Genomic DNA, 15,395 nt, shown 5'->3' with positions numbered 1-15,395 from the left:
CTTTTTTTTCGCCAGTGTTCATTTTTTGTTTTCATAAGTGACTATAATTAATGGTTTAATTTTTAGTCAACCTATTTCAGGAAAATTCATTTTTCTTAAATATTTTACAACGTTTATGTATATAAAAAGTAGCGGGTTTTTAAGCACTAAATTTTCGGTTTATATATGGCCTTTATTTTATAATATATCTTATGTTTAAGCACTTAAATCGCTATTTTTTATATACGTTGTTAGCATTTCGTTATTTAATGATTCCTAATTTAGATAATATGAAACCAACAAATAGCGCAAATGCAATTCCGACCCACAATGCATATTTTTGAAATTTCCTTTTCTTTTTTAATTTATTAATTTCCGTTTCAACATATTCTGCTTGATGTACTTCGTTTATTGATTTTAATTTAATAGCACATTGCTCTAATTTAGTTAAACACACATCAGAGAAGGAATTTATATGTTCTTCATTACCAGCTTTCCAACCATTCAATTTGATATTAGATAACATCAGATTGACTACATTCATTATTTCGTCTGCATTATTCGGAATTATAATTTCAATAACTTCTTCTTTTTTAGAATCAAACTTTTCAATTTCTCTTTTTTCTTCAGCAATTTCATTTTTATCTTCAGCAAACAATTCTTTTCCTTTATTTAGCAAGCCTTCTGTGCTAAAACTATTAGTGTTCTTACCTGTCCTGTTTACATCAACTCTGTGAGGTGTAGAATGACCATCTCCAAAAACCTTATTACTTACCCATTTACCAGTATTTTTACCTAATTCTCTTTTAAATGAATCAACACCTTTTCCCATACCTTTCTTTTTTTTCTCACGATAATTTGCGATTTTCTTTTTATAATCTTCAATTAATTTTTTCTGATATTCAATATTCCGTTTACCAGATTCTTGATAATGTTTTGGGGATTTATTCGCTCTTTGACGAGCCATATTTTCTCTCGTAGCTTTTATAGCCTTACGTGATGATTCAATGCTACTTTGTAAGTCTTCTATTTCTCTTTTGTACATTTAATAATTTAGATTGGTTTTTTTCATAATGAATGCTAACGTTATTGTATAAGAAAATTTGCGTGGTTTAGTAGTAAAATTAGCAAATAATAACCTACCAAGAAAGTTTGCTAGAACTTTCGTAAGTAGGCTTTTATTAGCAATTTTTTTTATACGATGTTAGCTTTAGTTGTTTCCCGTTTTCTTAAATGAATTAAATGTTTCTTGTGCTATTTCTTCTGCATCTACAATCATATCATTTCCAATCCAAGATGTCATTTTAAATCCTATTCCAGCTGCAATTATTGAACCTACTAAAGGAATCCATTTTGAAGCTGTTTTCGCAATTAATGTTGTGCTTGCTTTTTTCAAAAGAATCATAATTGCTTCTTTTCCACCATATCTCGCTGTGTACTGAAGAACTTTACTTGCAATCAATTTTACACTTTTTTGATCTAAAAGTTGTTTGTTGTATTCTTGTTGTTCTTCATTCAGTCCGTAAATGTTCTGAACTTCTTTTGACAATTTAACCATTAATGTTATGTCAACACCGATGTCAAGTCCAGGTATTGGGTTTAAACCATTAGCAGCCGCTAATGCAGAATAACGTGAAACTATTTTATCTGCTATTTTTCTTTTTTCTAAAAGTATATTTTCACTAGTGATATTTATGTCGGCAATAAACCTTTCTTTTTTGAAATTACTTAAACTTGAATAAATATCTTCTAGTAATTTACTTAAATCATACTCATTTGGATAGTCAGATGATGTTAAATAGATTCCTTTGATTCTGAATCCTTTTAGATTTTCAGAAAGATTGTTATATATCTTTCCATATGTTTCTTTTTCATTAATTCCTCTTTTTAAACCTCTATCTACAGCAAAATCCATTTTAGTTCTTACGGCGTATACAGGTTTTTTAATTCGGATTAATTCTTGCATTAAAAATAAGTCATCATCATAAAATCTATCCGCTGTAACTAGAATAACACAATCAAATTCTTCAATATTAAATTCGTTAATATAATTTTCTTTCGGAAAATTAGAAGTTGAACAACCGGGTAAGTCATAAAATAGTAAACCTCCGTGTTCAATTGGTTCCTTAACATTCATTGTAGTTTCGATTTCTCCAACCTCGGCAACTTCTTCTCCTGCAATAGCATTAATTAAAGATGATTTTCCAGTTCCGCTTCTACCAATAATTCCACATTTGATTTTTGCGTGTTTGTAACTTTCCAAATCTTTTTTAAATTTTTTTAAAACCTCATTTAGGTCTGATTTATCTAATTCCATATTTTACTTTTATTAATTATTATTGTCTTAAGGTTTTCATTGTATAAAAAAGACCTCAATGTTTTTTGATATTTCAAAAGTTGCTCGCCAATTAAAGCCAACAATTATATATAGTTATATGTTAGCTACATACTTATTATGTCTACTAATGAATAACTTTTACTTCAAAATTTTTATTACTTCTATGTTATTCTTCTCTAGATGATAATAGTTAATAATTCTTTTTAATTTAAAGCCATCGTCATTAAGCTAACTAATTCTGCTATAAACTTACAGAAGTATAAACTCAATACTTTACGGTTTTCCGTATTCAGCTAAAAAAAATATAAAATTTTAAAATAAAACAAAAAAAAGACCAAACTTCTCAGCTTGATCTTCTTTAATAATCTTTCAAATAATTGAAACTAAATAATATAAGTCCGCACTTTTCTTTTCTTCAGTCTTAAGTTATTTGTTTGGGCAATAATACTTTTAATTTTATCTGTAGGTATGGCCACAAAGGCACAATCTTGTTTAAGTTCTATAACGCCAATTTCAGTTTTATCTAAATGGCATTGTTTAAAAAGTAGTCCAGCAATATCACCTTTAGAGATTTTATCTTTTCGTCCGCCAGAAATAAATAACGTACTCCATGGCGTTCCTATTTTTATCGTTTTACCAATAGGCACTACAGTCTCGGTAGTTTCTATAAACTCGGGCGATGTTTCTTTTTCCCATTGTAAAACATAAGCCGTTCCTGCAGCATTCATTCGAGCAGTTCTACCGTTTCTATGCGTGAACTCTTCAGCTTTTAATGGCAATTGATAATGAATAATATAGTTAAGTTCTGGAATATCTAAACCACGAGCCGCCAAATCTGTGGCTATAATAATTTGATGTGTTCCGTTCCTAAATTTTATTAAAGCACGCTCTCTATCCATTTGTTCCATGCCTCCATGGAAACAGCCGTGAGCCATTTTATTATCGGTTAAAAAATCACTTACAAACTGAATGGTATCTTTAAAATTACAGAAAATAATACCGGGATTGTTACCAATATCGTGTAATAAATCGACTAACGTTTGCAGCTTATTTTTATCTGGAGATACTACTTTTTTAATTTCTAATTTAGACACTTTGGTATCTAAATAATCTATAACGAGTTCGTTTTCTAAACCAACAAACTTTGGGATTTCAATATCTTGGGTTGCCGAAGTTAAAATTCGTTTTTTAATATAAGGCAGACTGGTAATAATCTCGCTCATTTCCTTCTCGAACCCCACTTCTAGAGATTTATCAAATTCATCTAAAACCAATGTTTTAATATCTTCGACTATAAAGGTTTCGCGACGTAAATGATCGGCAATACGGCCCGGTGTGCCCACTAAAATGGCCGGTGTATGCGCTAAGTCTATTCTATCTTTAGAGAAGTTACGACCGCCATAAACGGCATTGGCTTTAAAACCAGAGCCCATAGTACGGATTACTTGTTCTATTTGTATGGCCAACTCGCGCGAAGGCACTAAAATAAGTAACTGTACGTTTTCGCAATCTTTATCTAATGCGGTAATAGTTGGTAATAAAAAGGCCAATGTTTTACCGGTTCCCGTAGGCGATAAAAGCACAGTGTTTTCAACGTTTGTAATAGATAACAAGGCTTCTTCCTGCATGGAATTTAGCGCTTTAATATTCAGTTTATCTAAAATATGTTGTTGTGTTCTTCTAAATTTATCCATTGCCTAATGTTTCTTTTTCTTCTTTAGAGTCGCTGGTTTTTCAACTATAGTATTGTTTTCTGCAATGTAATTGGATAAAATTTTATCTACCAATTCTTCTTTTGTTAAATGATGAAAAATAGTTTTCACCTTGGCTTTAAAATCTTCTGGAATATCGCGGTTTGGTTTAGTTTTAAATATTTTCCTAGCCCAAATTAATCCGTTATTTTCTTCGATACTTTTAGCATCTGCTTTTTGGTATGCTTTAAATTTAATTCCTAGTTCTGCTTCGAAATCTGGAATATCTTGAACTTCATCTTGCTGAATAACACTTAAAGACAAACCAGTAGCTCCTGCCCTAGCCGTACGCCCGCTACGGTGTACATAAGCATCGTAAGTATCTGGTAAATGATAGTTTACCACAAAGGCTAAATCTTTAACATCGATACCACGTGCTGCCAAATCTGTGGCTACTAAAATATTGATGTGTCCTTCTCTAAATTGTCCCATAATACGATCCCGAATTCCTTGAGATAAGCTACCGTGTATAGCACCAGATGAGAATTTGTTTATGGCTAAGTTTTTAGCGAGTTTGTTTACAGCTGCTTTAGTTTTACAGAATATAATACCGCGTTGCCCATCGTTAGAATTTAAAAAATGCATAAGTACATTTAGTTTTTCTATAGGTTCTACCACCACATATTGATGATCGATACCTTGATGACCAGTAGTTTCCATATCGGCCTCGATAGTTACCACATGTTTAGATAAACTATTTTGTACTAATTGCTTAATGGTTCCTGGCATGGTTGCGGTAAACAATAACGTACGGCGTGTTTTTGGTAAGGCTTTTATAATAGCATCTATACCTTCTTTGTGTGCGCTAACCATTTCATCGGCTTCATCTAAAACAAAATATGTAATTTCTTTTACGTTTATCGCGTTTCTTTCTATTAAATCGGCTAAACGTCCAGGCGTTGCCACAACAATATGTGTGGTCTCCTTTAATTTTTCTATTTGTGGTTTTATCGGGATGCCTCCAAATACACCTGCAATAGAAACCTGTAAATCTTCTGCATTAAAATCTTCTAAGTTTTTAAAAATCTGTTGCCCCAACTCTCGTGTTGGAGCTAAAATTACAGCTTGTATATTAGTTTTACTGCTATCTATTAATTGAAGTAATGGTAAACCAAAAGCCGCTGTTTTTCCCGTTCCCGTTTTTGCAATGGCAACAACATCGTCGGTTTTGGTTAAAATTACTGGTATTGCTTTTTCTTGAATATCTGTTGGTATCGTTATATTTAACGTTGCTAAACTACTTTGTAATGCAGCATGAATACCTAAACTAGAAAATGATTGTGACATAAATTATATTTTGTGCAAAGATAGTAGAGTTTTGCTGGTTTTATAGATTTATAATTGAAGTATTATGGCATAAAAAAAAGCCTATCCAAATAATGGATAGGCTTTTAAAATAAAGAGGGTATATGTTATAAAACTTTTACGTTTACTGCATTTAATCCTTTTTTACCTTCTTCTAAATCAAATTCAACTTCATCGTTTTCACGAATTTCGTCTACTAATCCAGAAATGTGAACAAAATGTTCTTTGTTTGAACCTTCTTCAGTTATGAATCCAAAACCTTTAGCGTCATTGAAGAATTTTACTGTTCCTTTACTCATGATATTATATTTTATATTTTAATAATGGTATAAAGATAGTCTTAAATGTATCACAAAGTTCTTAAATTTTAAAAAATCGTATTTAATTTTTTGGTTTCGAATAATCTAGATACACTAACCGTAACAAATAGTATGCTATTTAGTATCAATTGGTTATAATTAATCCCTTTCTACAAACAAAAACAGCATCTAAAATCAATTTTAGATGCTGTTTTAAAAATTATAAAATTATGAATGGCTTAATTAATTTTTAAGCGATTTCATATCTATTACAAAACGGTATTTAACATCGTTACTAGTAACACGCTCGTAAGCACTGTTTATATCTTGCATGTCTATAAGTTCGATATCGCTAGTAATATTGTGCTTTCCACAAAAATCTAACATCTCTTGAGTTTCTTTAATACCACCAATTAATGAACCTGCAATACGTTTACGCCCCATAATTAGATTTCCGCCATGAAATGGCTTTAAAGCATCTATCGCTCCTACTAAAACCATGGTAGCATCTATTTTAAGCAAACCTAAATAAGGATCCATTTCGTGACCTACAGGAATGGTGTTCAAAATAAAATCGAAACTGCCTTGGTGTTTCTTCATGTCGTCTGCATCTTTAGATACCAAAACTTCATGTGCGCCAAGCGCTTTTGCATCTTTACCTTTTTCTGGAGATGTAGTAATCATAACCACATGTGCGCCTAATGCATGTGCAAATTTAACGCCCATGTGCCCTAGCCCACCTAAACCAATAATACCAACTTTGTCTCCTTTTTTCACATTCCAGTGACTTAGTGGCGACCAAGTTGTAATTCCTGCACATAATAATGGTGCAGTTCCTGCCTCGTCTAAATTTTCTGGAATACGTAAAACAAATTCTTTATCGACAACCATAGATGTTGAATAACCACCGTAAGTTTGTTTGCCTTCTATATTTTTATCTGGACTATTATATGTCCAAGTTGCTCCTTTTTCACAAAATTGTTCTAAATCTTGCTCACAAGATGGGCATGTGTGGCAAGAATCTACCAAACATCCTACGCCTACTAAATCGCCTACTTTATAATTACTTACACTGTTACCAACTTCTGTAACACGACCAATAATTTCGTGACCAGGAACTACAGGATATGTAGAGCCTTTCCAATCGTTTCTAACGGTGTGAATATCACTATGGCATACACCGCAAAAGGAAATATCTATTTTTACATCGTCTGCTCCTACTGCTCGCCTTTGTATATCTAAAGGTTTTAAATCTTCTGTTGATGCCGTTGCACCATATGCTTTTACTGTTGTCATTGCCATTGTTATGCGTTTTTAAGAGTTACTTTTAACTCAATATCTGTATTTAATAATTTTGAAATAGGACAAACCTCTTTCGCTTTGTGTGCTAATTGCTGAAACTGTTCTGCATCTATTTCTGGAACATCGCCTTCTAGATTTAAAGTGATTTTTGTGATAGAACCATCCTCGAAAGTAACGGTTGCATCTACATCTAAAGTGGTTGCTGTAAAATTAGCTTCATTTAATAAAAAGCTTAATTGCATAGCAAAACAGCCTGCATGTGCGGCGCCTATTAACTCTTCGGGATTGGTTCCTTTTTCTCCATCTTCAAATCTAGTGTGAAATGAATATTGTGTTTTATCTAAAACTTTACTTCCGGTGGAAATACTACCTTGTCCGTCTTTCCCACTGCCTTTCCATTCTGCGTTTGCTTTTCTTGTAAATTTCATAATGTAAATTTTTTAAATTAAACGGCTTCTTTTGAAGCTTTTGGATAATCTGTATACCCTTCTACTCCTGTTGTGTAGAACGTATCTTGATTCCATGCTGTTAATTCCAAATTGTTTTCAAAACGTTCTACTAAATCTGGATTAGATATAAATGGTTTGCCGTAAGCCACTAAATCGGCATCGCCATCTTCAATAACTTTGTTTCCTTTTTCTTGATCGAAATTGGTGTTTATCATTAATGTTCCGTTGTATAATGGTCTAAAATGTTTTGCGATTTCTGTTACTGCAAAAGGCACTTCAGATACATCTGTAAAAGGTTCTGATAAATGTACGTATGCTAAATTATAATCGTTTAATTTTTTGATAATATATTCAAATGTTGGAATAGTTTGTTTATCTACAGTAATTCCGAACAAACCATTTAATGAAGGATTGAAACGTACACCAATTTTTTCCTGAGGAATCACTGCTTTTATAGCATCTAGAACTTCAAAAAAGAAACGGGTTTTGTTTTCAATAGTTCCGCCATATTCATCTGTTCTTGTATTAGAGCATCCTGTGAAAAATTGATGAAATAAATAACCGTTAGACGAGTGAATTTCTACACCATCAAAGCCTGCTTTTATAGCATTTACTGCTGCATTTTGAAAATCTTTAACCGTAGTTTTAATATCTTCAATTGTCATTTCCTTTGGTGTCACAGTGTCTTTAAAGCCTTCTGGCGTAAAAGATTGTGCGTTTGGATTTATAGCTGAAGCTGAAAGTGGCAATTCGCCATTATGGAAATTTGGATGAGATATTCTGCCCACATGCCATAATTGGATAAAGATTTTTCCGCCTTTATCATGGACACGTTTGGTTACTTTTTTCCAGCCTTCTACTTGTTCCTCAGAATAAATACCTGGTGTATGAATATAACCCACAGCTTTCTCTGAAACCTGAGAGCCTTCGGTAATAATTAATCCTGCCGATGCGCGCTGCTCGTAATACAAACCTTGTAACTCATCTGTTGCTACGTGGGCTTTATTATCTGCTCGACTTCGCGTCATGGGAGCCATTACAACTCTATTCTTTAAACTTATATTTTTGCTATATGGTGTTAATAATGCTTGCTTGCTCATGTGATATTTACTTTTGAATTGTTAATGAAACAAAGTTACACGACTTGAACACCAATATTATTGACCTATATCAATTAAGAAAAATTTAACCTTTTATCTGTTTTCTAACCCGACTTAAATTTTCGGGCGATACGCCAAGGTAATTTGCGATATCGTAATTAGGAACACGGTTTTCTATATTGGAGTAAGATGTGCAAAATTCGATATAACGTTCTTGGGTGTTTTTTTCTAGTGTAGATAAAATTCGTTTGCGTTGAGCAATGAATGCTTGGGTTGTTAAAATTCTGAAATAACGTTCGAAAATAGGCGCTTCATCATAAATTTTTTGAAGATTATTATAGCTAATAGATAGTAATTTAGAGTCTTCAATGGCTTCAATATAGAGTATTGAAGGTATTTGATTGTGAAAAGCATCGAAGTCTCCAACCCACCAATTTTCAACTGCAAACTGAATGATATGTTTATTGCCTTTATCATCTATATAATAAGCCTTTAAACAACCTTTTATAACAAAATATTCGTGTTTAACATGGGTGCCTGGTTTTAGTAAAAACTGTCCTTTTTCAACAGATATTTCATTTAAAACATTATTGAACAACTGGATATCAAGAGCTGTTGGAGTAATATGATTATTGATATGGTTTGTTATAGACTGATACATGTTGCAAAGATGCTAAAAGGTTGGACGATTTAAAATGAATTTAACGGATTTTATTCAGCAATAAAAACGTATTACGTTAAGAATATACTATATCATTTTATAAAGTAATATCGTGCAAAAACTAAATAATGAATTGTTGAAAAAAATCATTTAAAAACATGCTATAATTTATGCTGTTTTTTGCATTATGAGTATCTTTGTTAGACGCGATTATCACTATGAAATAACCCTAGATTTATATCACGAAAATGAAAACTTACAAACGTAAAAACAGATTAACTCCACAAGCTTACATTGATGGTGTATTAGATGGAGATAGAGTTATTCTATCTCGAGCTATTACTATTATTGAAAGTAATTTAGAAAGTGATAAAATATTAGCTAAAGAAATAGTTCAGGAAATATTACCGAGTTCAGGTAAATCTATTCGTATTGGTATTACTGGAGTTCCGGGTGTTGGTAAAAGTACATTTATAGAAGTCTTTGGTATGTATTTAGTAAAACAAGGACATCGCGTTGCCATATTATCCATAGACCCAAGCAGTCAGCGTTCTAGAGGAAGTATTTTAGGTGATAAAACGAGAATGGAAGATTTGGCGAACTTGCAAGAAGCTTATATTAGACCTTCTGCTTCTGGAGATACTTTAGGTGGTGTTTCTAACAAAACTGGTGAAACTATGTTACTTTGTGAAGCCGCTGGTTACGATGTTATTTTAATTGAAACCGTTGGTGTTGGGCAGTCTGAAACTGCTGTACATGGTATGACAGATTTCTTTTTGTTACTCATGTTATCTGGTGCTGGTGATGAGTTGCAAGGTATAAAGAAAGGTATTATGGAAATGGCCGATATGGTGGTTATTAATAAAGCGGATGGCGATAATGTTATGATGAGTAATATCGCTAAAAGGCAATACCAAAACGCGCTCCATATTTTCCCTGCATCGGAGTCTGGTTGGAGTCCCGTGGTAAGCACAGCTTCTGCAATAAAAAATATTGGGATTTCTAAAGTTTGGGACGAAATTTTAAAATTCAAAACACTAGTTGATTCCAATGGTTACTTCTTAAAAAACAGAAACCATCAACAAATAAAATGGATGTATAATAATATTAATGAAGAATTAAAACAATTGTTTTATGGTTCGAAAAATATTAAAAGCGAGCTTTCTGCATTGGAAAAAGATATTGTTACCACTAAAATTTCGCCTGTTAAAGCAGCGCAACAAATTATAGAGCAATTCAAAAAATCTTTTTAAAACATAAATTATTAAACCCCCTGAAAAGTATACAAAATGACGTTCGATAATTATTTCGATGCGCAATTCGAATTAAGATATTTTGAAATGAATAAATTAGGCCTAGCAACCCCTACAATTATTTTAGGTTTATTAGAAGAAACTGCGGCAGACCATTCCTATTCTATAGGCCATAGTTTATTCGATCTTGTAAATAAAAATGCGGGTTGGGTTTTAGTTTCTGGTGTTTTACAAATGGACCGTTACCCCAATTATAAAGAAAAAATTACGATTAGAACATGGTTGTCCAGCTATTCCTCCATTAGAGGTTATAGAGAAAATATTATTTATGATGAAAATAAAAACATCATTGGTCGCGCCAAGGGTTTATGGGTGTTTTTTGATATAGAAAGAAGAAGACCAATACCTATTTTTAATGAAATTAGAGAAAAATGGTCTTGTTTCGATAAGGAGTCTATTTCTGGAGATATTAAGAAAAAAATAAGTGCCGTAGATTTCCCCGATTATACACATCAATTTAGAGTGAATCGGTATGATACAGATACGAATAGACACGTGAATAATATTAGATATTTACAATGGGTTATTGAATCTATTCCTGAAGATATCTCTGAGAATTATTTTTTACATAAAATAGATGGACGTTTTATACATGAAGCACAATATGGAGATACCGTATTATCTTTAACTAGTGAACTAGACGCAAAACACGCTTTTGCACATACCATAAAAATTGAAGGCAGTGATAAAGTTTGTGCTACCGCTAAAACTTTATGGAAAAAATATTGATTATTATTGATTGCCTCCTTAAATTTTCCAAATATTCAATATTTTACATTATCATTTCCAATAGATTAAATAGATATCCATAAATCTTTTAACTCTGATTCAAAAAAACAAATAAAAAAAGCCCAAACAATTTAATGTTCGGGCTTTTTCTAGTTATAAATTTTAAAGGTTTTAATTTTGAACCTCTTCTTGTTCTAAATATTTTTCCATAATAGTAATGGCTGATTCTGAAATTACAGTACCAGGACCAAAAATGGCTGCTACTTTTCTTTCTAATAAATAATCATAATCTTGCGCTGGAATAACACCACCTGCAAAAACCATAATATCTGGTCTTCCTAATTTTTCTAATTCACCAATTAATTGAGGAATTAAAGTTTTGTGACCAGCAGCTAAACTAGATGCCCCTACAAAATGAACATCATTTTCTACCGCTTGTTTTGCAACTTCTTCTGGAGTTTGGAATAAACCTCCCATATCTACATCGAAGCCTAAATCTGCAAAACTAGAAGCAACTACTTTTGCACCTCTATCGTGACCATCCTGACCCATTTTTGCTATCATAACTCTAGGACGACGACCTTCGATTTCTGCAAATTTATCAGTCATTTTTTGAGCTTTTGCAAACGTATCATCAGCTTTCACTTCTTTTCCGTACACACCACTAATTAATTTAGTAACTGCTTTATGTCTTCCAAAATGAACCTCTAAAGCATCTGATATTTCACCTAAAGTAGCAAAGTTTTCAGCCGCTTCAACCGCTAAAGCTAATAAATTACCATTACCGCTTCCAGCACAATCTTCTAATGCTTTTAAATTAGCAGCAACAACTTCTGAGTTACGTTCCGCTTTCATTTTATTTAAACGTGCAATCTGAGAATCTCTTACAACCGTATTATCAACTTCTAAAATTTTGATGTTTGATTTTTCAGTCGTTTTAAACTTGTTTACCCCAACTAAAATATCTTGACCAGAATCTAAACGCGCTTGTTTACGTGCAGATGCTTCCTCGATACGTAATTTAGGAACTCCTGTTTCAATAGCTTTTGCCATTCCACCAAGTTCTTCAACTTCCTCAATAAGTTTCCAAGCTTTTTTCGCTATTTCTTGCGTTAAATATTCTACATAATAAGAACCAGCCCAAGGATCGACCGATTTGGTCATTTGAGTTTCATCTTGAATAAATATTTGTGTATTACGCGCAATTCTTGCAGAAAAATCTGTCGGTAAAGCAATAGCTTCATCCAATGCATTGGTGTGTAAAGATTGTGTTCCTCCTAATGTTGCAGCCATAGCTTCAACACAAGTACGGGCAACATTATTAAAAGGATCTTGCTCACTTAAACTCCATCCAGAGGTTTGACTATGCGTACGCAATGCCATTGATTTTGGATTTGTTGGGTTGAACGTTTTTATAATTTTTGCCCAAAGCATACGTGCAGCACGCATTTTTGCAATTTCCATAAAGTGATTCATTCCTACCGCCCAGAAGAATGATAAACGTGGTGCAAATTCATCAATTTTTAAACCAGATTTTAATCCCGTTCTAATATATTCCATACCATCTGCCAAGGTATACGCCAATTCAATATCTGCAGTTGCACCAGCTTCTTGCATGTGGTAACCACTAATAGAAATGGAGTTAAACTTAGGCATGTTTTTAGTAGTGTAATCAAAAATATCACCAATAATTTTCATTGAAGGTGCAGGTGGATAAATGTAAGTGTTACGCACCATGAATTCCTTTAAAATATCATTCTGAATGGTTCCAGAAAGTTGATCTAAAGCAACGCCTTGTTTTCTTGCCGCAGCAATATAGAAAGCCATAATTGGTAATACAGCACCATTCATAGTCATAGAAACAGACATTTTGTCTAATGGAATTTGATCGAACAAAATTTCCATATCTAAAATAGAATCGATGGCAACACCAGCTTTACCAACATCACCAGTTACACGTGGGTGATCGGAATCATATCCACGGTGTGTTGCTAAATCGAAAGCAACAGAAAGTCCTTTTTGACCTGCGGCTAAATTTCTTCTGTAAAATGCGTTAGACTCTTCTGCTGTAGAAAAACCTGCATATTGTCTAATAGTCCAAGGGCGCATCGCGTACATGGCACTATAAGGTCCTCTTAAAAAAGGAGGCACACCAGCTGCATACGCTAAATGTTCTGCTTCTGCAATATCTTCTTTTGTAAAATGTTTTTTTACAGGGATTCCTTCAGGAGTATTCCACACGTGATGATTCTCTGAAGCTGCAACTGTTTGCTTAACAGCTGAATTTATTTTGATATCTGAAAAATCTGGTTTCATACTTCTAAGGATTTTAAGGTTTTTTGAACTTTTTTCTGAATAGCTGCGAGCGTTACAAGAACATCCGATCTCATGTTAACAACACCATCTAAACCTGCTTCAGTTAATTCGTTCATATTTTTTGGAGCACCTGCCAATAGTAATACTTTATCAGTATTAATAGCTCTAAATGCTTTTATAAAGTTAACCGCTGTTTCATCGTAATCCTGATCTGAACTACAAATAACAACAACATTAGAGTTCGATTTAGCACTTTCGGTAGCCGCTATCTCTGCGCTAGCAAAACTTTCTTCTTGATGAACATCAAAACCACTTACACCAATAAAATCATAAGCAAAAGCAGCTCTAGCTTTACGCATATTTAAATTCCCGTAACTCGCTAATTGTACAATTGGACGCACGTTAGTATCTGCAACCAATTGCTCTGTAACTCTACGCATGGCTTCAATTTCTAACGATGCTCTTCTTGGAGTTAGTACTTTTGAATTATCTGCACCTCCTTTAGAAAGAAGATCTATATCAACAGTTTCCATTAAGTTAGGGTATTTATTAATACCTACCATTGGAGTTCTACGTTGACTAATTAATTTTAATTTTTGTAAACGAATATCGGCAATTTGTTGTTGAATAGTTTCGTTTTCAAAAGCGGTATAAAAACCACCTTCAGTTTCAATGGCTTTAAATAACTCTAAAGCTTTATCTGCAATTTTAGAACTTACTTCTTCTATATAATAAGATCCATCAACTGGATTTGAAACTTTACCAAAATAAGATTCTTCTCTTAGAACAGTAGTTATATTACCTGCTATTCTACTTGAGAAATCTGAAGGGTTTTTAAATTCTTTATCATAAGCATCGATTAAAACGCCATCTACATTTCCTAATATTGCAGACATCGCTTCTGTTGTGCAACGTAACAAATTAGTTTCTGCATCTGTAATAGATTTGCTCCAAATGGATGTTTTAGCAGTAATAGTATTAGAATATTCTGCAACTCCATATTTAGCAGCAACTTCAGCCAATAAATTATTAAAAGCTCTAAACTTACTAATTTCAACAAAATACTCTAAGCCTATGGCTAGTTGAAAGTTTAAATTAATGAAAACATCTTGAACTGCTACTCCTTTTTCTTTTAATTTTTCAACTAAAAAAACTAGAGAATTTAATGTGTAAGCAATTTCTTGAACTTGATTAGCACCAGAATCTAAATATTCTGTTCCCGATACTGTGATTGCTTTAAAGTTTGGATAATTAGCAGTTAATTTCACTAATTCTACAGCTACTTCAACTTGATTTTCATCAAAAGAACCTGTTGTAACATAGTTAGAAATAATTCCTGTATTAATGTATCCTTTTAAATTACTCTTTTTTGCATAGCTAACTAAATCTTTAGTAAAAGCAACAGCGCCTTCTGTGATTTCAAAAGAAACTGTAGTTATTTCTAAATCTATTCCGCCTAAAAGAGCTTCGACAGATACATTTCCATTTAAATGAAAAATGATTCCGTTTATGCCTTCCTCAACGGCCTTAATAGCTAATTTATTACCACCTTCTGCAGTTTGAACTGCAACACTACGATAATTCACTAATGATTGTGAGTTTTCGCCAGTATTTTTAAGCTGTGTAATTTTATTTTCAATATTATAACAAGGCTGAAAATTGATACCAGTAAGGTTTTTCCAAACTAGTTTTTTATCAAAATCAGCACCTTTTAAATCTGCTGTTACTCTTTCCATCCACTGCTCGGTAGAAACCGGAGGAAAATCTGAAAAAAGCTTTTTGTTTTTATCACTCATTATGTTTGAATTTAATATGAAATTAAAATATTGAGTCCTAAAATTACAAAAATTAAA

General features: G+C 32.7%; 13 protein-coding genes. 2 read left to right on the top strand and 11 right to left on the bottom strand.

The genetic code is table 11. From position 1 onward, the window contains the following. Positions 1 to 241 precede the first annotated feature (241 nt). The 9 genes from M4I23_RS13505 to M4I23_RS13465 form a co-directional block, all read right to left on the bottom strand. Positions 242 to 1,024: a hypothetical protein gene (locus tag M4I23_RS13505; RefSeq protein WP_249754771.1), complete on the bottom strand. Its 783-nt coding sequence runs from the start codon at positions 1,022 to 1,024 to the stop codon at positions 242 to 244. Positions 1,025 to 1,189: 165 nt separating this feature from the next. Beyond that, entirely contained in the window at positions 1,190 to 2,296 is a 1,107-nt protein-coding gene (locus M4I23_RS13500) for a GTPase (RefSeq protein ID WP_249754770.1), read from the bottom strand. A 404-nt stretch (positions 2,297 to 2,700) separates the two neighbouring features. Beyond that, positions 2,701 to 4,011 (bottom strand): DEAD/DEAH box helicase, encoded by a 1,311-nt coding sequence (locus M4I23_RS13495; protein ID WP_158850296.1) that lies wholly within the window; start codon positions 4,009 to 4,011, stop codon positions 2,701 to 2,703. A gap of 3 nt (positions 4,012 to 4,014) precedes the next feature. Continuing rightward, a complete protein-coding gene (locus M4I23_RS13490) occupies positions 4,015 to 5,355 on the bottom strand; it encodes a DEAD/DEAH box helicase (protein WP_249754769.1) in 1,341 nt (446 codons plus the stop codon). 125 nt (positions 5,356 to 5,480) lie between these two features. Then, positions 5,481 to 5,672 carry a cold-shock protein gene (locus M4I23_RS13485; RefSeq protein ID WP_158850300.1) on the bottom strand — a complete coding sequence of 64 codons (192 nt, stop codon included), beginning with the start codon at positions 5,670 to 5,672 and terminating at the stop codon, positions 5,481 to 5,483. Between the two features lie 243 nt (positions 5,673 to 5,915). Continuing rightward, complete coding sequence (locus M4I23_RS13480; protein ID WP_249754768.1) at positions 5,916 to 6,974, bottom strand: NAD(P)-dependent alcohol dehydrogenase; 1,059 nt, start codon at positions 6,972 to 6,974, stop codon at positions 5,916 to 5,918. Positions 6,975 to 6,976: 2 nt separating this feature from the next. Continuing rightward, positions 6,977 to 7,402, bottom strand: a complete 426-nt coding sequence (locus M4I23_RS13475; protein WP_158850304.1) for an OsmC family protein — start codon at positions 7,400 to 7,402, stop codon at positions 6,977 to 6,979. 17 nt (positions 7,403 to 7,419) lie between these two features. Continuing rightward, entirely contained in the window at positions 7,420 to 8,523 is a 1,104-nt protein-coding gene (locus tag M4I23_RS13470; protein ID WP_249754767.1) for an alkene reductase, read from the bottom strand. 85 nt (positions 8,524 to 8,608) lie between these two features. Then, positions 8,609 to 9,184, bottom strand: a complete 576-nt coding sequence (locus M4I23_RS13465) for a Crp/Fnr family transcriptional regulator (protein ID WP_249754766.1) — start codon at positions 9,182 to 9,184, stop codon at positions 8,609 to 8,611. A 248-nt stretch (positions 9,185 to 9,432) separates the two neighbouring features. Between M4I23_RS13465 and meaB the strand changes: the two genes are divergently transcribed. Both meaB and M4I23_RS13455 read left to right on the top strand, forming a co-directional pair. Then, positions 9,433 to 10,437 (top strand): methylmalonyl Co-A mutase-associated GTPase MeaB, encoded by a 1,005-nt coding sequence (meaB, locus tag M4I23_RS13460; protein ID WP_158850310.1) that lies wholly within the window; start codon positions 9,433 to 9,435, stop codon positions 10,435 to 10,437. 36 nt (positions 10,438 to 10,473) lie between these two features. Then, the gene (locus tag M4I23_RS13455; protein WP_249754765.1) at positions 10,474 to 11,226 is read left to right on the top strand and encodes an acyl-[acyl-carrier-protein] thioesterase; all 753 of its coding nucleotides are present in this window, start codon (positions 10,474 to 10,476) and stop codon (positions 11,224 to 11,226) included. 171 nt (positions 11,227 to 11,397) lie between these two features. Here the strand turns inward: M4I23_RS13455 and scpA are convergent, their stop codons facing one another. Continuing rightward, positions 11,398 to 13,542, bottom strand: coding sequence for a methylmalonyl-CoA mutase (gene scpA, locus M4I23_RS13450; protein WP_249754764.1), 2,145 nt, complete (start codon positions 13,540 to 13,542; stop codon positions 11,398 to 11,400). Next, complete coding sequence (locus M4I23_RS13445) at positions 13,539 to 15,338, bottom strand: methylmalonyl-CoA mutase family protein (RefSeq protein WP_249754763.1); 1,800 nt, start codon at positions 15,336 to 15,338, stop codon at positions 13,539 to 13,541. Before M4I23_RS13445 ends, scpA begins: the two co-directional genes overlap by 4 nt. Between the last annotated feature and the right edge of the window lie 57 nt (positions 15,339 to 15,395).

Origin of the sequence: Algibacter sp. L4_22 (assembly GCF_023473045.1) — a bacterium.
Lineage (GTDB): Bacteria > Bacteroidota > Bacteroidia > Flavobacteriales > Flavobacteriaceae > Algibacter.
The sequence above is the reverse complement of the archived record's forward strand: the minus strand, read 5'-3'. Positions and strand labels throughout refer to the sequence as shown.

What these genes read in the sequence shown, in the direction of transcription:
- M4I23_RS13505 (WP_249754771.1), bottom strand. Translation starts at nt 1,024, where the DNA reads ATGTACAAAAGAGAAATAGAAGACTTACAAAGTAGCATTGAATCATCA.
- M4I23_RS13500 (WP_249754770.1), bottom strand. Translation starts at nt 2,296, where the DNA reads ATGGAATTAGATAAATCAGACCTAAATGAGGTTTTAAAAAAATTTAAA.
- M4I23_RS13495 (WP_158850296.1), bottom strand. Translation starts at nt 4,011, where the DNA reads ATGGATAAATTTAGAAGAACACAACAACATATTTTAGATAAACTGAAT.
- M4I23_RS13490 (WP_249754769.1), bottom strand. Translation starts at nt 5,355, where the DNA reads ATGTCACAATCATTTTCTAGTTTAGGTATTCATGCTGCATTACAAAGT.
- M4I23_RS13485 (WP_158850300.1), bottom strand. Translation starts at nt 5,672, where the DNA reads ATGAGTAAAGGAACAGTAAAATTCTTCAATGACGCTAAAGGTTTTGGA.
- M4I23_RS13480 (WP_249754768.1), bottom strand. Translation starts at nt 6,974, where the DNA reads ATGGCAATGACAACAGTAAAAGCATATGGTGCAACGGCATCAACAGAA.
- M4I23_RS13475 (WP_158850304.1), bottom strand. Translation starts at nt 7,402, where the DNA reads ATGAAATTTACAAGAAAAGCAAACGCAGAATGGAAAGGCAGTGGGAAA.
- M4I23_RS13470 (WP_249754767.1), bottom strand. Translation starts at nt 8,523, where the DNA reads ATGAGCAAGCAAGCATTATTAACACCATATAGCAAAAATATAAGTTTA.
- M4I23_RS13465 (WP_249754766.1), bottom strand. Translation starts at nt 9,184, where the DNA reads ATGTATCAGTCTATAACAAACCATATCAATAATCATATTACTCCAACA.
- meaB (WP_158850310.1), top strand. Translation starts at nt 9,433, where the DNA reads ATGAAAACTTACAAACGTAAAAACAGATTAACTCCACAAGCTTACATT.
- M4I23_RS13455 (WP_249754765.1), top strand. Translation starts at nt 10,474, where the DNA reads ATGACGTTCGATAATTATTTCGATGCGCAATTCGAATTAAGATATTTT.
- scpA (WP_249754764.1), bottom strand. Translation starts at nt 13,542, where the DNA reads ATGAAACCAGATTTTTCAGATATCAAAATAAATTCAGCTGTTAAGCAA.
- M4I23_RS13445 (WP_249754763.1), bottom strand. Translation starts at nt 15,338, where the DNA reads ATGAGTGATAAAAACAAAAAGCTTTTTTCAGATTTTCCTCCGGTTTCT.